The organism is Pseudomonadota bacterium, assembly GCA_026388275.1.
Lineage (GTDB): Bacteria > Desulfobacterota > Syntrophorhabdia > Syntrophorhabdales > Syntrophorhabdaceae > JAPLKB01.
Map to the genome: position 1 here is coordinate 35,077 of JAPLKB010000022.1, position 16,933 is coordinate 52,009.

A 16,933-nucleotide genomic window follows, 5' to 3' on the forward strand; every position below is an offset into this window, starting at 1 on the left:
TCTATCCTCCTCAAATTTGCTACCTCTATTAGAATTATAAAAGGCCGGATAATTATCAAGCATAAAACGTTTCCGGAGTTTTTTAAGTACTATTTAAATACAATCTGGTTCTAACTCAATATATTTGGTTATTTTGCAGGCTGTGATATACTATACGTTGAAATATTATTATGGAAGGGAGTGCAACGATGCGAAACAAAGGATATACTGTACGTAAAAAAACAGGGCTCAAAAAGGTTGAAAACAACAAGACTGCTGATGAAATCCTGAATGAAATAAGAAAGGGCATTACCCCGCCCAAAAATGACTACAGAGAACAGTCACTGAGAATTCACGGTCTTATCTGCGCAAAGTGTGCAAGAGAGTTTAGCGATAAGGACAGGCATCTCCTGACTGTGCATCATAGGGATGGTAATTCCAGAAATAATCCTCCGGATGGCTCAAACTGGGAAAATCTCTGCGTTTATTGCCATGACGATGAACACAGCAGAGGCTTGCTTGGTGATTATTTCAGTGAAAACAAATAGAACTGAGTTTAACTTTTTTGCTTTTGTGAAATCTGCAAGGGATTATCTTTCATGGAGAGAGAAATGCGTTTTCGTCCGATGTCCACATCAATAACAGTGACTGTTACCTTCTGGTGAACCTTTACTGCATCATTAGGATTTTTAATAAAGCGATTTGAAAGCTGACTGATGTGCACAAGACCGTCCTGGTGCACACCTATGTCTACAAAAGCACCGAAAGCTGTGACATTGGTGACAATCCCGGGGAGTTTCATACCAGGTTTTACATCTTCAATCTTTTCAACTTCTTCTGTGAAGGCAAACATCTCAAACTGGTCACGCGGATCTCGTCCGGGTTTTGCAAGCTCTCCCAGAATATCGTTAAGTGTTGGAAATCCCACTGTGTCGGTCAGATAATTTTTTACATCAATTTTTTTTCTGAGCTTTTCGTCTTTTATCAGATCCAGGACAGTGTAGTTAACGTCCCGTGCCATTGTCTCGACAATGTGGTAGCTTTCCGGATGAACAGCACTTGTATCCAGGGGGTTTTTTGCGCTGCTGATCCTTAAGAATCCTGCGGCCTGTTCGAAAGCCTTTGGCCCCAGTCGCGGTACTTTTTTTAATTCTTCTCTTGACTCGAAGGGACCATGTTCATTCCGATATCCTATAATGGCCTTTGCGAGTCCCGGCCCTAAGCCGGAAACATAAGTAAGGAGCTGTTTGCTTGAAGTATTGACCTCAACCCCAACGGCATTTACGCAACTTATAACCACATCATCAAGACTTTTTTTAAGAGCATGCTGATCTACGTCATGTTGATATTGTCCGACCCCGATTGATTTGGGGTCTATTTTTACCAACTCGGCAAGAGGGTCCATTAGTCGCCTGCCGATTGAGACAGCACCTCTTACCGTGATATCGTAATCGGGAAATTCCTCTCGTGCTGTTTCTGATGCAGAATAAACGGAGGCGCCGCTTTCGTTTACTATTATCACAGGAATTCCTCCGGGCAGGTCAAGTTTTTTCAAAAAAGCATCTGTTTCTCTTCCTGCAGTTCCGTTCCCTACGGCAATTGCTTCTATACTGAATTTTCGGCAAAGTTCAATCACTGTTTCGCCGGCCTTGTTAGCTCCTTTCTCTGATTGATGGGGAAAGATCGTGTCGGTATGAAGCAATTTCCCTTGTCGGTCGAGGCATACGACTTTGCAGCCTGTTCGGAACCCTGGGTCTATGGCAAAAACATTCTTCCTTCCCAGTGGTGGAGCGAGAAGAAGGTGCCGAAGATTTTCTGCAAAGACCCGGATTGCTTCGTCATCTGCACGGTCTTTTGTGACAACCCGGACCTCGGTTTCTATAGAGGGAAAGAGGAGACGTCTGCAACTATCTTCAAGTGATTGTTTTACCTGATTTGATCCGGGATCATCTCTTTTAATAAGCAGGTTTTCAATGATTGCAACTGTTTCCTGCTCAGGGGGAAGAACTCGAAGTGTAAGCAAACCTTCCTTCTCCCCCCTTCTCATGGCGAGTATCCTATGAGAGGGAGCGGAATTTACAGGTTCCTCCCAGTCGTAATAATCCCTGTACTTGACCCCTTCCTCCTTTTTATCAGGTAGAACTTTTGACTTGAATACAGCTTTCTGGAGAAAAAACGTTCTTATCCGGGTGCGGGCTTCAGCATTTTCGCTGATCCACTCTGCCATAATATCACGTGCCCCTGAAAGTGCATCATCTGCGGAATGTATTTCTTTTTCAGGGTCTATGAAGGCTTTTGCCTCTTCAAAAGGGTCGTTATTTACAGGATCGATGCCATCCTGTGCAAAAAGACGTTGTGCTAAAGGTTCGAGCCCTTTTTCTCTTGCAATGGTGGCACGTGTTCTGCGTTTCGGACGGAAGGGGAGATAAATATCTTCGAGAATAGCCATGATTTCGCATTTATTAAGTTTTTCTTTCAATTCATCAGTCAAGAGCCCTCTCTCTTCAAGAGAACGAAAAATAGCTTCTCTGCGGTTGTCCAGTTCTGCCATCTGTTCGAGACGATCCCGGATTGAAGTGATAGCCACTTCATCCAGAGAGCTTGTGGCTTCTTTCCGGTATCGGGCAATAAACGGTATTGTTGCTCCTTCTTCAAGAAGAAGAGATACTGCTTTTACCTGCACAGGCGCCAGTTGAAGTTCAAGTGCTATTCGCTCAACATATTTTTCATTCATTGTTACCTCGATAAATAAAAAAAGAGCCGGCAAAATATACCGGCTCTTTTAGTTTCATGAATTGTTTTTCTATGCTTTTTCTGATGCCAGAATGGCAGCACCAAGAGCACCGACTATTTGAGGCTCAACGTGAATTTTCAAACTTGCGCCTAAAACACTTTCTAGTGCTTTAACAACGCCGATGTTTTTTGCAACGCCTCCCGTCATGATAACCTCTTCTTCAATGCCGCCCAACCTGTTGATTAAGCCCAATGTCCTGTCGGCTATTGCTTTGTGAATACCGTAGAGTATGTCATCTATCGCTTCCCCTTCACTTACAAGGGAAATAACCTCTGATTCTGCGAACACAGTGCATATACTGCTGATTGCTAATTCCTTTTTGTGTTGCAGCGATATTTCACCTATTTTATCCAGATCAACATCTAATGCCTTTGCCATTACCTCGACAAACCTTCCTGTGCCTGCGGCACATTTATCATTCATCTCAAACTCTACAACGCGTCCGGTTTTGTCTACTCTTATTGCCTTTGTATCCTGTCCGCCAATGTCAATAATTGTCCTTGCATTCGGGAAAAGATAATTTACTCCTTTTGCAATGCAGGTTATTTCTGTAATGGACTTTTGTGCAAACAAGGCCCTTTTTCTGCCGCAGCCCGTAGCAACAACAAATGAAATGTCAGAAGCCTGTTTTGATGGATAGGCAAGCACTTTTTTAAGCGCATTCTCTGCAGATTTTTTAGAATCAGCCCCGGTCTGTGCTATCTCATAGCCAAGAATGCCCTTATCCTTATCAAAAAGGAGTGCTTCTGTTGTGATCGAACCTATATCAATCCCAGCAAATAACATGTATTAATGTTTCCTTTTACTCAATAATTGCAAGAACAGCATCTGCATCGACATCCTGACCAGCAGTAACTTTAATTTCTTTTATCACGCCACCTACCGGTGCTACAATAGGCATTTCCATCTTCATTGCTTCAAGGGTTGCAATCTGATCGTCTTCAGCGACTTTATCTCCAACATTCACAATAACATTAACAATTTTACCAACCATAGGAACAGTTACTTCTGTAGCCATCTTATCCTCCTTAAAATATGTTTTTAAGCCTTTCTGTATCCCAGAGCAAACTGGGCAATTATCATCTTCTGTACATTTGATGTGCCTTCAACAATCTGATAGGACTTTGCATCTCTTAAATATCTCTCAACGGGATATTCCGAAGAGAAGCCATAGGAACCGAATATTTTTACTGCTTCAGAAGCGCAGAAATTTGCAGATTCAGCGCAATAATATTTTGCCATAGAAGTCTCAAGCGTATTATTTATTCCCTGATCCTTCTGCCACGCTGCTCTGTAAAGAAGGAGTTTTGCTGCATCATGCTCGACCGACATTCTTCCGATCTGCTCCTGAATCATCTGGAACTGGCCTATTGCCTGGCCAAACTGCTCTCTCTCATTAGCATATTTACAGGCTTCTTCGATACATGCCTGTGATACGCCGACTGCTCTGGCTGCTGAACTTAAACGTGTAAAGTTAAGCATGGTCATGCAAATGTTAAAACCCTGACCAGGTTTTCCTACAAGGGCGCTTTTCGGTATCTTTGCTTCTTCAAAGAAAATTTCTCCGGTAGGTGCGCAGTGGAGGCCGAGCTTTGTTGTAATAGCTCTCTGAGTAATGCCGGGGGCATTAAAATCAATAAAGAATGCTGACATACCTTTGTGTTTTGCTGCTGTGTCTGTCATGGCATAAACAATACCGCAACCGCAGTAAGGTACGCCGGATATCCATGTTTTTGTACCGTTCAGAATATATCCGTCATCAACTTCTTTGGCAGTTGTCTTCATGCTTGCCACGTCAGAACCTGAATTTGGCTCTGTTATTGCAAAACAGCCGCCGCTTGTTCCTGCGATCAACCCAGGTAAAAACTGTTCTTTTAATTCCTCGCTTCCAAATTTGAGAAGTGCGTTCTGAGGACCGTTCATCTGAAGGTTAAAGGGAAGTCCCCATGAAGGGCTTACTCTTGCGAATTCCATTGCCATAAGGGTTGCTGCCGTATGGCCTTCCTCAAGTCCAAGTCCACCGTACTGTTCCGGAGCAATACAACCGAACATGCCCTGATCACCCATTTTTTTCAGAATCTCAGGACGATATTTAGATTCTTTCTCGTCTTCTTCCATAGTAGGTTTAATATTTTTTACAGCAAAATCATAGGCCATTTTACGCATTGATTCAAGTTCGTCAGAAAATTTGAATTCCATTATTTTCCTCTCCTTTCAATAAGAATGTGAAACAATTAACAAACTATATTAGCAAAGCATATTTTTCATGTCAAGCTTATTTTTTTAAAATGAGCAGGTGTTTACGGTTAATATTAAAAGGTTAACTATGAGAAGACAACGACAGATTGTGAATATAGTTTGAATTAAAAAAGGCAGGGATATAAAATTAACTGCTGCTGTTATGAAGGATTTTTTTATAATATTATGAAAATTCGAAAATGATTGCGAAGGCGGACAGGCTTTATATATAATTTATTGTAGTCAGTAATTAAACGATTCAGGGAGAAGTTTTGATTTTTAATAAAACGGGTTTGGTTAAGGATGATTTATATGTAACAGGTTTTCCATGGTCGCCGGTTTATCTTTTAGCTTCTGAACACCCGGTTATTTTCGAAGCAGGATTTTGCTGTATGGGCAGACATTATGAAAAAGATATAGTAAAACTATTGTATGAAAAAAAACCAGAGATGCTTTTTATAACACATGTTCACTATGATCATTGCGGAGCTGCGACATATCTGAAAAATGTATTTGAAGGCTTGAAAATAGGTGCGTCCAGAAGAGCTTCAGAGATAATACAAAGACCTAACGCGCAGGCATTAATGGTTAACTTAAGCGAAAATGTAATTAAATTAATTGAAAATATGGACAGTGTAAACAATGAAATGCTTGTTAGAGATCAATTTGAACCTTTTTATGTTGATACGATTCTTGAAGACGGACAGATAATTGATTTTAAGAACGGTTTATCCGTCCATGTTATAGCGAGTCCGGGGCATACAAGAGATATGTTGAGTTATTATATACCTGAGAAGAAATTTCTAATAGCAACAGAAACTGCTGGCTGCATGAGCCATACCGGCTCTATAATTACCGAATTTCTTGTTGATTACAATGATTACATAACATCCTTAAAGAGGCTTGCCAACCTGGAAGTAGATGTTTTATGTCAGGGACATCATTTTGTTTTTACCGGCAGTGACGTAAAGGAGCATTTTGAACGCTCTATTATTTCAGCAGAAAAGTTCAAAGAGACTGTCGAAGGACTTCTGAAATCAGAAGACAACTCAATTGAACAGGTAGTATCAATGATTAAAGCTCAGGAATATGATCCTAATCCTGGACCTAAGCAGCCCGAGAAGGCGTATTTGCTTAACCTGAGAAAAAGGGTAGGGCATCTGGCTGAAAAAATTGGGGCAAAAAAACATGACGACAATTAGTAATATGTTGTGAATAACCATCATTATTATATAATTATAAGGTAAAATGCCATGACAATTGTAGTAGCCCCCAATTAAGACCATATGGTAGGCTCTACTTAAAAATGTTACAACGATGCCTGGATAACAAAACTGCCTTACGAGTATCTTTTGTGGTTTTTGTCGGATCTTGTTATAGAAGAACCCTGAGGTGGACTGTGCAAGAGTAGACAATGGATTTGGGGGGTTGCTCAACCATTGCGTTCCATTCATTGCATTTATTCGGGGACATGTGGTAAGATGGAAATCATGAAGATTTGTTTCAGGATATGGCTTGACAATGACGGGAGAGCGTTTGGCGAAGGATCTTATCGCCTCTTGAAAGCCATTCAGAGGACGGGGTCGCTCAATCATGCGAGTACGGAAATGGGAATGTCCTATCGGAAAGCATGGGACGTTCTCAACGTAACCGAAAAAAGACTCGGGTTTGAGCTCGTAGAAAGAAAAACTGGTGGTAAGTCGGGGGGAGGTACAGCTCTGACTTCTGAAGGCCGTGCTTTTGTAAACCAATACGAGCAACTCCGGCAGGAGGCAAGCGAAGCATTGGATAGCCTGTACCATAAGTACTTTCCAGAGCCGGAGACCGATGCAACGGGGGCGTCAAAAAAAGACCCTGATGAAGTAACCACATTTGCCGAATAATGCTTGTCCAGGAATTTGTTGACGGATCATTAAAAACATTGCTGTGGACACCAGAGCAGATGCTTTTCGCAATCGGCTAATTGGCTGGATTACTTATTGCCCTCATCAGTTTTAGCATACGAGGGGCTTGAAAGATGAGGCTCCTCTTAAGGTTATTCGGTAATAACAGGCCTCTGTCATGATTGAGAATGGCCGAGGTTATGCCGGTCCATGAATCGTCGCTAATGATCTGTGCTCCAATTAATTGCATATCTTTTGTCAGTAAACGAATATATCCTTTTGAGGATTTTATTTCGGTAGCCGTACAATCCGCCATGGATTGCGAAGTGGGCCCAAAAGAAAAGACAAAAGTATTGAACATGTTGACAACAATAAAAGAGAAGCTGCCATGATAAAGTTTTTTTCCTCCGACAGCATTAATTCCGGCAACTGAGCCTTGCGCAACAGCGTTGGGCCAGAGCATATTGAGCACAGGCAGCCCTGTAACAAGGTCGCGTGATTCTATACAGTCGCCACAGGCCCAGATACTTGGATCACTGGTCTTGAGTGAGATATCGGTGGCAATGCCCCCCGTCTTCCCGATCTTAACTCCAGCCTTCTCCGCAATATCTATGGAAGGACTAACACCGACAGCGAATACTACCATATCTGCCGGAATTCTGCTCTTGGTTGTTAATACGGCCTCTACCCGATCCTTTCCTGCCAGACTCTGCACCCGCTCTCCCACCATGACTTCTATTCCGGCTTCAGTAAGCATACTCTGAACAATGCTTGCCGGGTAATCATCAAGAATGGCAGGTAACAGTCGGTTTGCCAACTCTATGAGGCAGACCTTCATCCCCCGCATGTTAAGGGCAACGGCTGCCTCTACCCCGATTGGCCCTGACCCCACTACAACAACTCTTTTACCCGGCCACTTCATCAGACTATCTACGTCATTTAATGTCTTAAACTGGAACACTCCCGGGAGATGGATTCCCGTGAATGGCGGGGTAAGTCCATGGCCGCCAAGGGCCAAAATGAGGCGGTCGTAAGAGAAAGTGCCTTGATTGAGAATCAATAATTTCCTTGGTGGGTCTATCTCAACGATCTTTGTGTCCGTCATAAACGAGACATGTTCCATTGCCGGACTGTAATCCCCTCGGATGAAAAGGCGGTCTCGTGAAATTTCTCCGGCTACATAGTAAGGAAGAAGACAAGGCGAGTACAGGGGAAGCGGATCCTTCGAGATCACGATGATTTCAATATTATGCGAGATTTCCAATGCATAGCGACAGGCAGCATGACTGGCTATACCGCTTCCAATAACGACAAGCCTCAAGAATTAAGCTCCCATTTTCTTATTGATCCACAATTCACAGTCGTAATGACTTCCAGGCGGTTCCTCAATGTGATACATCATAAAACGACAGTCTTTTATTGTTCTTCACAATTTTAAATCCCGGGAGAGATCCTCGATCCCGAGTTCTTTCAGTTTTTCCTTAGTGGGTAGACCGCGATCGGACCATCCTCTCAAGCTATAATATTCATTCAGCGTCTGTTCCCATGGAACCATCTTCCCTCGCCATATACCGCGCTTCGCGGCCTCATATACCCTTTCGTCGGACCATCGGTCCTGATTTCTGTCCCATCCTTTTAGCCGATAATTAAAAAGTCGCTGGGCGTTAAAAATACGCTCTCCGGTGCGCATTACTTCATCATAGTCTGTGTTCCACCCTGTGATGTGATTGAGTATTTCAGAATAGAATGTCGGACCGATACCTATCAGGAGATATTGACCTGTTGCGCCAAACATACAGGTGACCAGCGAGTTGAAGAGGCCGACGAGATTCTCCGACCAAATTGCGCTAAGCGCTTTCCCTTCGGTGCCCCCAATCCAATCTATGTCGGCTTTGGGAGGGTTTCCAAAGAGTTTTTCTTTTAGTGCTGGCGGTAAGTCCACCCGATCGACAAGGATATCATAGACTTCCTGACATGTCTTTCCCACAAAATTGGGATATGTATCTCGGTTTTTGGGCAAGAACGACAGCTCCCATATACCATGACATCGAAGCCAATCGCCGCCTCTCGGACTTGTCAGAAAGCCGAGTGCCCAGGTCAGAGCTTGAAGGTTAGGATCACGTAAGAGATAGGGCTTTCCCTTCACGCAAGGTGCAATTTTTTCAGAACCCCTTCCGATCCTTTGGCTGGCTTGGGCTACTCCATCGGCTAAAAGATTGCCAAGGTCTCCTTCCCGATACGCCACCTTCCGTATTATATCCCAAATAAGATCCTCGTCTCCAAAACGGAGAACCACTCCGTCTGTTTCCTTTTCAGTAAGAATCCCTCGCTCAAAACATTCAACGGCCCAACTAAAAGCCTGGCTGAAAGACGCAGGATCAAGCCCGAGCTCTTGAATAATTCTTTCATAATAGATAATTGCATTCAAATCCTTGAGTTTCAGATTCTCCAGAGACGAAAAAAAGAATGTCATATGTCCACCGAGTTGTCTCAAGCCCGCATACCGGCCTTCTTTTACCTGGAGCCAGTGATAGCATCTTCCAGGGCAGTTGAGACAACCTACGTTTTTCAGGTGGGGGAAATCCGCGGACAAGGCATTCTCCCTTACCATTTTCCCGTTAACCGGTGCCCCGACAGTTGTCAATAGATATGTCGTGGCCCCATATTCCTCCCAGAGCTTAATGAGGGGATCAGATGTATAAGCCTTGATTGCACGGTAGGAGGCGTCCAAAAGACTTTTGGGGTCATGAAGCGAGATTTCTCCTGTCCCGCGCACAGCCAGGGCCTTAAGCTTCTTTGCTCCCATGACAGCCCCGCCGCCTGTCCTTCCCGGACATGAAGTCCCATCAGCACAGGGGGGCGAATAAGGCACGAGGTGCTCACCCGCCACGGATGCTGTTAATACACGGATTTCACCTTCGTAATTCTCTTCCAGTTCCTCGCGAATAGCCTTGACGGTTTCTCCTGTCTGCTTGCCCCAAATATGAGATGCATCCCTGAAAGTTATGGTTGCATCATCGATGAAGACATATTTAGGGGTTTTTGCCTGCCCTCTCACAATAACTACATCGAAGCCTGCATATTTCAATGCTGCCGGATACATCCAACCGAAAGACCCTGAGCCGAAAGCCCCTGTTTCAGGGCTAATACAACCTAACATAGCGCGTCCACCCCAGGGAGCTACAGTAGCTGTCCAGGGTCCGGTGGCTATGATCAATTCATTGTCTGGACCCAAAGGATCAATGGGCTCGGGAAAATCTTTCCACAGGATTTTTGTTATGAGACCATCGCCTCCCAACCACAACCTTGGGTCGATTTCATATTTGTTAAAAAAATCTTCGGTTGGTAGAATCAATGCTTTCTCTTCCGTAAGGTCAATAATAGCGACATTCCCGGCGTATCCCTTCGGGAGGCTCATTGTATTCCTCCTGTTAAAATCATGGTTCGCTCCGTTCTAACATGCCTTTCATCATTTTTCTTGCAGTCTTCATCCTCTTATCCAAGGAGGCTTGTTCGACCGGAACAAATTTCAAGGCTCCTGGCTGACAGAACCTTACACATTGCGGATCTCCCCCGCAAAGCTCGCATTTGAATACTGTTTTTTCTCCCTGATTGAAAGAGATTGCGCCGAAGTAACAGGCCATAAGGCACGTTCGACACCCGACGCACATTGTCCGATCAATGGTCATCGCGCCTGTTGTATTATCTCTTCCGATTGCTGCAACAGGGCATACAATGGAACAGATCGGCTCTTCACACTGCTGACAGCCGACGAGTGCGAAAATAAGTTCATCCTCCTCATCCATTCTGGTGAGAGCGTGTCCTTCATGCCGGATGATCTGAAGGCGGGCCCTTGATAAGCTTGTTCGCCCTTCATTGTGAGTGGCACAGGTTGTCATGCAGTGCATACATCCTGTGCACAAGTAGGGATCGAAAACGAGGACCTTCTTTTCCATCATTCAACTCCTTCACTTAAGAAGTTTCATACATCCTGTTTTATATCGCAGAGTATCCAATAATTTGAACACTGCTGTCAATAGTAGACACCAAAATATTCACGGCAATTTATTCTCAATATTAGTGGAGAAACTAACTTTAGGGATGGGACAATAATGTGGGGCAGGTCATATTTTTTGACACGACCAGCACCTGTTATCGGTATGTGATAATAATCACTTGCCACCTCTCACGAAGAAGGACGGTAACGGACATGCTCACCTCGATAACCGAGGAAATCTTTGTCTTTGTTTCTTCCATAGGGTCCTGCTCGATTGCTGGTACATCGAAGAAATCATTATCTCCGAGAAGCATATCAAACTTGCAGGACAGGCACCCCTTCTCGATCTTGTCAAGTGTGTGCTTTTCCTCTCCGAGAAGCTTTTTCTGGTGCTCAATATTGCAGAAGCATGTGCAATTGTACAAATAAAAAAACAAATATAAATTGTTGACAATACGATATTATGAATGATATAAAATCCTTACACATTATGGCGGAAAAAAAACATTATGCTTTATTAGACATAACGAGTTTGGTAAGGCCATTATATTTTTTTAGGCAAATAAAGATTCAAAACACGAAGGTGTATCATGAGTAAGACAATTGTTATTTTCTTCACAAATAAATCCTTGATATATCGATATAGACGTCAAGATATAACGATGATATGAGTAGGCAGGGACAAGGTTAGTATGCTTTCCCGGAATGAACATACTAGCGAGGCGATTATGTTTTTGGCGAATGCAGGAGCATGCATGATTATGGTAGTGGTAAAAAAAATAGTGCGGGAGGTCTAATGACAAGGATTCCCGGCATAATAGTTGTTGAGCCGTCGGCCGAGCAGAGCAAATATCGGGCCGCCGAGGTGTTTGCCAGGAAACAGCCCAAACAGCTCAAACTCAGTAACGACATTGAATCGGTTAAAGAACACCTCAGGGAGGTTAGACACGAGGCGAGAGATGATAACGCAAAACTTTTGGAGCGTCTGAAGAATACACTTGCAGGTTTCGGCGTAAACGTGAGGATTGCCGCGGACGGCAAAGAGGCAGCATCAGCTATTCGGCAAATTGCAGGAGATACCAGGCTTGCTTCTATCAACAAGTCGAATATAGTTGTCAATGAAATTCGCCCCGACCTTAAGTCTCAGGGCTTTGAAACATATATAAGGTATTTCACAGAGTTCAGTAAGAACTTCGAGCCGGAAGTATTTAAGAAAGAACTTGAAGATTACTGGTCGTTAGCAGGAATGCATGACCGGGGTTTGATGGAGTCTTTTGCCGTCAGGAAGAAATTCAGCTCCCTGCCTAAGGGGGATATACGTGACTATGTTGTAATACTTGGCGTAAACGCGATCTCTGCGGAGAACGGCGATGTCTTTTTCCTCCAGCATATGTCCAACATCTCCCACGATTTGGAACAGGCCAGGAAAGTCATTCTTGTGGTTGGTATAGAGAAAGTAGCGAAAGATAGCGATACAGCCCTATTTCACACACGATCAATGGGCATCTTCGGTCTGGAAAGTATTCTCCTCGACCTCAAACCAAACGATCTTGAAAGATTTGATTTCGATGGACTGCCCGTCCTTGCTGACCAACCGGAACGTTCTATCGACGTCATTATCCTCGATAACGGGAGAAGTAAGCTTCTCAATGGAATTTACGAAGATCTTTTTCTCTGCATCGACTGTCGCAACTGCGCCCGTCAGTGCCCTATAGGTCTTCATGTCTTCTTCGAAAGAGGCCTGGTCTACAGCCCAAAGAACTATCTACTTGGCTTCCTGCAGGGTTTTCTGCCGCCAGTAGATGCCTGTCTGCATTGCGGTCGATGCCACGTAGAGTGCCCAGTTGAGATAGACATACCAACCTTGATCTGGAAGGCCCAACTGGAACATTACGAACACCATAAGAGGAGCTTGAAAAAGAGGATGCTCGACGATCCTGAAATGCTGGCCAAGATGGGTACATTGACTGCCCCGCTCTCTAACTGGATGGTACATATTCCCATAGTGCAATATATGACCGAGCTTTTTACCGGTGTTCATCGAAACTCCCATTTGCCCACATTCCATCGAGAGACATTCAGGGACTGGTTCAAAGGAGGTAAACGTGGCTGATAAGATCGTTTACTACCACGGCTGCTTTGCAAACTACTACAATCCTGACATGGGCAAGTCGCTGGTCGAGGTGATGGAGAAGAACGGTTTCGAGGTGATTGTTCCTGATCAGAAGTGCTGCGGCATGCCGCAGATGGCCAATAGTGCCGTGGAGGGCGCAAGGAAGAATTATGACTTCAACATGAATTCTCTCGCAAATGCTGCAGCCCCGGGGTACGACATCATAACGACCTGCCCCAGTTGCAACATGATGATAAAGAGAGAGGGCTTACCGTTCTTTGACAGTGACGCTGCCCGGTTTGTGGGAGAGCGTGTTTATGATGCCTCGCAGTACCTAGTTAAGTTGTACGCTCAGGGCAGATTGGATACACGTTTCGGAGAAATAAAACTGAAAGTTTTTTATCACAATCCCTGCCACTTAAAAGTGCAAAATTTAAGAGATTCAATAACGATTCTCAAGATGATACCCGGTATAGAGATCGTTAGCGTCAATACGAACTGTTGCGGCATGGGCGGTTCTTACGGCATGAAGAAGCAGAATTATGCCCGGTCTACGGAGATCGCCAGCAAGATCTGGACTGAGGCCAAGAACTCTGGGGCAGATCTGGCTGCTACCGAGTGTGGAGGGTGCGGGCTTCAGATCGAGGCCGGCACCGGTATGAAGGTGACACACCCAATCATACTTGTAAATCAAGCTTACAAGGCGTTCAAGGAACAGGATGCTGCCTGACCGCTTTGAAGGACGAACACGCGGACCCGCGGATGTAAAAGGTTCGCTATTCGACAAATATATTTAAAGAATGGAGGATGACCATGGCAGACGACAAATCAACTGCAGAAAGCCTACGAAGCACACGCACGTATGGTCAGGTTCGATGCATGAACCCGAGCTGCGAGGCAAGAATTACCCCGGCCCCTGGGCAGACCAAGGCAACATGTCCTAAATGCGGCTCCGAGTGGCGAATTTTCTGGATCAAGGCGGGATTTCCGAGGGTGAAAGGCCCTGTATGGGAAACCAGCCAGAGACTGGCCAATGAGAGATTGGCCCAGATGGCCGCCGCACCGGCTGCAAAGCCCGCACCGGCTGCAAAGGCTGAAAAGAAGGAGGGAAAGTAATATGGCTTTAGATAGAAAAATAGCTATTGTAAACCTTACTACCGGCCAGATAGATATAAAACCTATCACGCTGGAGATGAGGAAGCAGTTTCTTGGTGGGAGAGGTATGGCTGCATATCTGCTCTACAAGAATTCAAAACCGGGTTGTGATCCCTTAAGCCCTGATAACGCGGTCATATTCAGCGCCGGAATCCTTAGCGGTATGCCCGCTTCCGCGACGTCCAGGACCGATGTTATGACAAAAAACCCCCTTACCGGACTATTGGGAAGCGGTAACTTTGGCGGCTTCTTTGCTGCTGAGCTCCATTATGCAGGGTTTGAGAATATCTGCGTGGTGGGCAAGGCCTCAAAACCGGTCTATCTTTTTGTGAATGATGGCGAAGTAAAGATAATGGATGCAAAGAACCTCTGGGGAAAATCGGTTACAGAAGCCCAGTGGGCAGTAAGAGAGGAGCTGGGGGACCGTGACGTGATGTGTGCTGTGAGCGGCCCGGCTGGCGAAAAATTGGTACGATATGCCAATACCATGACCGGTATCAAGAATGCTAACGGAAGAGGCGGTGGTGGATGCACGATGGGCTCGAAGAACCTGAAGATGGTTGCGGCCCGTGGCACCATGGATATAAAGATAGCGCATCCCAGGGAGGCCCTGGAATTCGACAAGAGATTTATCGAACAGATCACAAGCGCGAAAGTCAATCAGACCATGGGCACGCTGGGAACACCCTTTATATGGGGCGCAACAAACTCATGGGGTGGTATCAGGACGAACAACTTCCAGTATAACCAGCTCCTGTACTGTGACGAGATCGAACCTGAAAACATAGATGAATGGTCAAAGGAAAGTATGGGCAGCGAATATAATATGGCCGCCTGCTTCGGTTGCCAGGTTCACTGTCGGGCAAAATATAAGATTCCAGACACGCCGCTGGCGCGGAAATGGGGTCTGGTCGGCAAATACGATGAAGGCCCAGAATATACGTCTCAGGGCGCTTTCTGCGGTGAGCCGGGATGTACTCATCTCGATACACTGCTCATGGGTAATCACCTTGTTGATCAGTATGGAGTTGACAACCTGGAAATCGGCAGCCTTATCTCCTGGGCAATGGAGCTTTACGAGGCAGGCATACTTACAAGCAAAGACACTGATGGTCTTGATCTGCGGTTCGGAAACGATGACGCCGTGATTGCAATGATACACCACGTCTGCAAGAGAGACACATGGCTGGGCAATGTACTGGCTGAGGGTGGTATCAGGGCATCAGAGACGATCGGCAAAGACTCATTTAAGTACTTAATTCACATGAAGGGCATGAGTAACCTTCACTCAGACGAAAGAGCAACACCGGCTCTTGCGCTGAATCTTGCGCTTGCATCAAGAGGTTCCGACCACCTGAGAAGCCGTCCGGCTATCGACCTTTACCACTTGCCGGTCGATGTCATGAGAAGAATATACAGCAGTCCTGTTCCATACGAAGGACCGTTGAGCTCTGACCACACTGAATACATAGGCAAACCATGGCAGGTTGTATGGCATGAGAACTGCTACATGGCCGTTGACTGCCTGGGAATATGTAAGTACCATACAACATTCCTCGGTGCTACACTACCTAACTTCGAAGACTGGGCCAAGGTGCTCTATTTCAATACGGGACTTGAGATGTCGCCAAAAGACATCTGGGATGTGTCGGAAAGGGCCAACATGGTGGAGAGACTCTTTAATCTGAGGGAAGGCATGAAGAAGGACGATCCATACAAAGGTGAAGTCCTAGCGGAACGTTACTTTGAAGAGCCTTGCCGACGCGGAGCACCGGATGTTATCGGCAAGAAAATCGACAGAGAGAAGTTCGTAGAGATGAGAGGACTCTTCTACAAGTACAAAGGCTTGGATGAGAATGGCGTGCCTACAGCCGAGTCTCTGAAGAAGTATGGACTCGAGAACCTCGACAAAGAACCGTCCCGCGTATAAGGCGAGAGAACATAAAGGAGGATTATAATGCAACAACCGAAAGTTCTTATGATAAATCACGAAAAATGCACGGGCTGCAGGAGATGCGAGCTCGTTTGTTCTATCTTTCATGAGGGTGTAGCAAACCCTTCCAAGGCCCGTATAAAGGTTGAGAAATGGGAATGGGAGGGTCTCTACATTCCTATGTCCTGTCGTCAGTGCGTGGATGCGCCATGCATGAATGTGTGTCCTGTTAAGGCAATTAGCCGTGATGAGGCCGACGCGCGCGTTAGCGTGGATCAGGATCTCTGCATAGGCTGCCGCTCATGTGTGGCTGTATGTCCCTTTGGCGCCATGAACTTCAACAAGACGGAGCGGAAGGTCTATAAGTGTGACCTTTGCGATGGCGATCCCCAGTGCGTCAGGTTCTGCGACATGAAGGCAGTTGACTTTGTTGATCCGACCAAAGAGGCATTGAGCAAGAAGCGGGATGCGGCCCAGAAAATAGCGGATGCCAAGAAAGTGGCAACCGAGTTGTTAGCGAGCCAGCTGTAGACCAATAAGTATTTGAAATCAGGTAGGAGAAGCGGGGTTACCCCCGCTCCTCCTACCACACCATCCAGCATACGGTTTCATACCAAAACGGTTCCTGTAATGCCACTTTCTTTTTAACTTCTTGTTTGTCTTTCCTGTATACGCAGCCCATCCGTATCTTATAATTCTCGGCTTAATACGATTTTTTAGGGCTTTTTTATCTCCATAAAACCTCTTCAATGATCTTGCTCTTGAGACTTTTATTTGATCCCCGGTGAACTCTCACCAACTCCTTGAGGTACGCAAAGCAACCGTCTAGTGAGTTTGTGGT

General features: G+C 45.3%; 16 protein-coding genes. 8 read left to right on the forward strand and 8 right to left on the reverse strand.

The genetic code is table 11. The features are described 5' to 3' along the window. Positions 1-188: 188 nt before the first annotated feature. A complete protein-coding gene (locus tag NT010_06475; protein ID MCX5805699.1) occupies positions 189-527 on the forward strand; it encodes a YajD family HNH nuclease in 339 nt (112 codons plus the stop codon). Positions 528-535: 8 nt separating this feature from the next. On the opposite strand, the gene NT010_06480 is transcribed toward NT010_06475, so the two are convergent. The 4 genes from NT010_06480 to NT010_06495 form a co-directional block, all read right to left on the reverse strand. Further along, complete coding sequence (locus NT010_06480; GenBank protein ID MCX5805700.1) at positions 536-2,713, reverse strand: Tex family protein; 2,178 nt, start codon at positions 2,711-2,713, stop codon at positions 536-538. A gap of 69 nt (positions 2,714-2,782) precedes the next feature. Further along, positions 2,783-3,559 carry an acyl-CoA dehydratase activase gene (locus tag NT010_06485; protein ID MCX5805701.1) on the reverse strand — a complete coding sequence of 259 codons (777 nt, stop codon included), beginning with the start codon at positions 3,557-3,559 and terminating at the stop codon, positions 2,783-2,785. A 16-nt stretch (positions 3,560-3,575) separates the two neighbouring features. Further along, positions 3,576-3,791 carry an acetyl-CoA carboxylase biotin carboxyl carrier protein subunit gene (locus NT010_06490; GenBank protein ID MCX5805702.1) on the reverse strand — a complete coding sequence of 72 codons (216 nt, stop codon included), beginning with the start codon at positions 3,789-3,791 and terminating at the stop codon, positions 3,576-3,578. Between the two features lie 23 nt (positions 3,792-3,814). Beyond that, a complete protein-coding gene (locus NT010_06495; protein ID MCX5805703.1) occupies positions 3,815-4,972 on the reverse strand; it encodes an acyl-CoA dehydrogenase family protein in 1,158 nt (385 codons plus the stop codon). Positions 4,973-5,283: 311 nt separating this feature from the next. Here NT010_06495 and NT010_06500 point away from each other — a divergent pair, with 311 nt between their 5' ends. Then, the gene (locus tag NT010_06500; GenBank protein MCX5805704.1) at positions 5,284-6,213 is read left to right on the forward strand and encodes an MBL fold metallo-hydrolase; all 930 of its coding nucleotides are present in this window, start codon (positions 5,284-5,286) and stop codon (positions 6,211-6,213) included. 279 nt (positions 6,214-6,492) lie between these two features. Continuing rightward, on the forward strand, positions 6,493-6,894 hold the full coding sequence (locus tag NT010_06505) for a LysR family transcriptional regulator (GenBank protein MCX5805705.1): 402 nt from the start codon (positions 6,493-6,495) through the stop codon (positions 6,892-6,894). Positions 6,895-6,970: 76 nt separating this feature from the next. Here NT010_06505 and NT010_06510 read toward each other — a convergent pair whose 3' ends face one another. The 4 genes from NT010_06510 to NT010_06525 form a co-directional block, all read right to left on the reverse strand. Beyond that, positions 6,971-8,215 carry an FAD-dependent oxidoreductase gene (locus tag NT010_06510; GenBank protein ID MCX5805706.1) on the reverse strand — a complete coding sequence of 415 codons (1,245 nt, stop codon included), beginning with the start codon at positions 8,213-8,215 and terminating at the stop codon, positions 6,971-6,973. A 105-nt stretch (positions 8,216-8,320) separates the two neighbouring features. Then, positions 8,321-10,312, reverse strand: a complete 1,992-nt coding sequence (locus tag NT010_06515) for a hypothetical protein (protein MCX5805707.1) — start codon at positions 10,310-10,312, stop codon at positions 8,321-8,323. A 19-nt stretch (positions 10,313-10,331) separates the two neighbouring features. Further along, entirely contained in the window at positions 10,332-10,853 is a 522-nt protein-coding gene (locus NT010_06520; GenBank protein ID MCX5805708.1) for a 4Fe-4S dicluster domain-containing protein, read from the reverse strand. Between the two features lie 193 nt (positions 10,854-11,046). Then, positions 11,047-11,328, reverse strand: a complete 282-nt coding sequence (locus tag NT010_06525) for a hypothetical protein (GenBank protein ID MCX5805709.1) — start codon at positions 11,326-11,328, stop codon at positions 11,047-11,049. 314 nt (positions 11,329-11,642) lie between these two features. On the opposite strand from NT010_06525, the gene NT010_06530 reads away from it, so the two are divergent. The 5 genes from NT010_06530 to NT010_06550 all read left to right on the forward strand — a co-directional run bounded on the left by NT010_06530 (position 11,643) and on the right by NT010_06550 (position 16,623). After that, positions 11,643-13,004: a hypothetical protein gene (locus NT010_06530; protein MCX5805710.1), complete on the forward strand. Its 1,362-nt coding sequence runs from the start codon at positions 11,643-11,645 to the stop codon at positions 13,002-13,004. Next, positions 12,997-13,734 carry a heterodisulfide reductase-related iron-sulfur binding cluster gene (locus tag NT010_06535; GenBank protein ID MCX5805711.1) on the forward strand — a complete coding sequence of 246 codons (738 nt, stop codon included), beginning with the start codon at positions 12,997-12,999 and terminating at the stop codon, positions 13,732-13,734. The genes NT010_06530 and NT010_06535 overlap by 8 nt, the downstream gene beginning before the upstream one ends. A gap of 83 nt (positions 13,735-13,817) precedes the next feature. Then, positions 13,818-14,120: a hypothetical protein gene (locus NT010_06540; protein ID MCX5805712.1), complete on the forward strand. Its 303-nt coding sequence runs from the start codon at positions 13,818-13,820 to the stop codon at positions 14,118-14,120. Position 14,121: 1 nt separating this feature from the next. Continuing rightward, positions 14,122-16,089: an aldehyde ferredoxin oxidoreductase gene (locus NT010_06545; protein ID MCX5805713.1), complete on the forward strand. Its 1,968-nt coding sequence runs from the start codon at positions 14,122-14,124 to the stop codon at positions 16,087-16,089. Positions 16,090-16,116: 27 nt separating this feature from the next. Next, positions 16,117-16,623 carry a 4Fe-4S dicluster domain-containing protein gene (locus tag NT010_06550; GenBank protein MCX5805714.1) on the forward strand — a complete coding sequence of 169 codons (507 nt, stop codon included), beginning with the start codon at positions 16,117-16,119 and terminating at the stop codon, positions 16,621-16,623. The last annotated feature ends 310 nt before the right edge of the window (positions 16,624-16,933 follow it).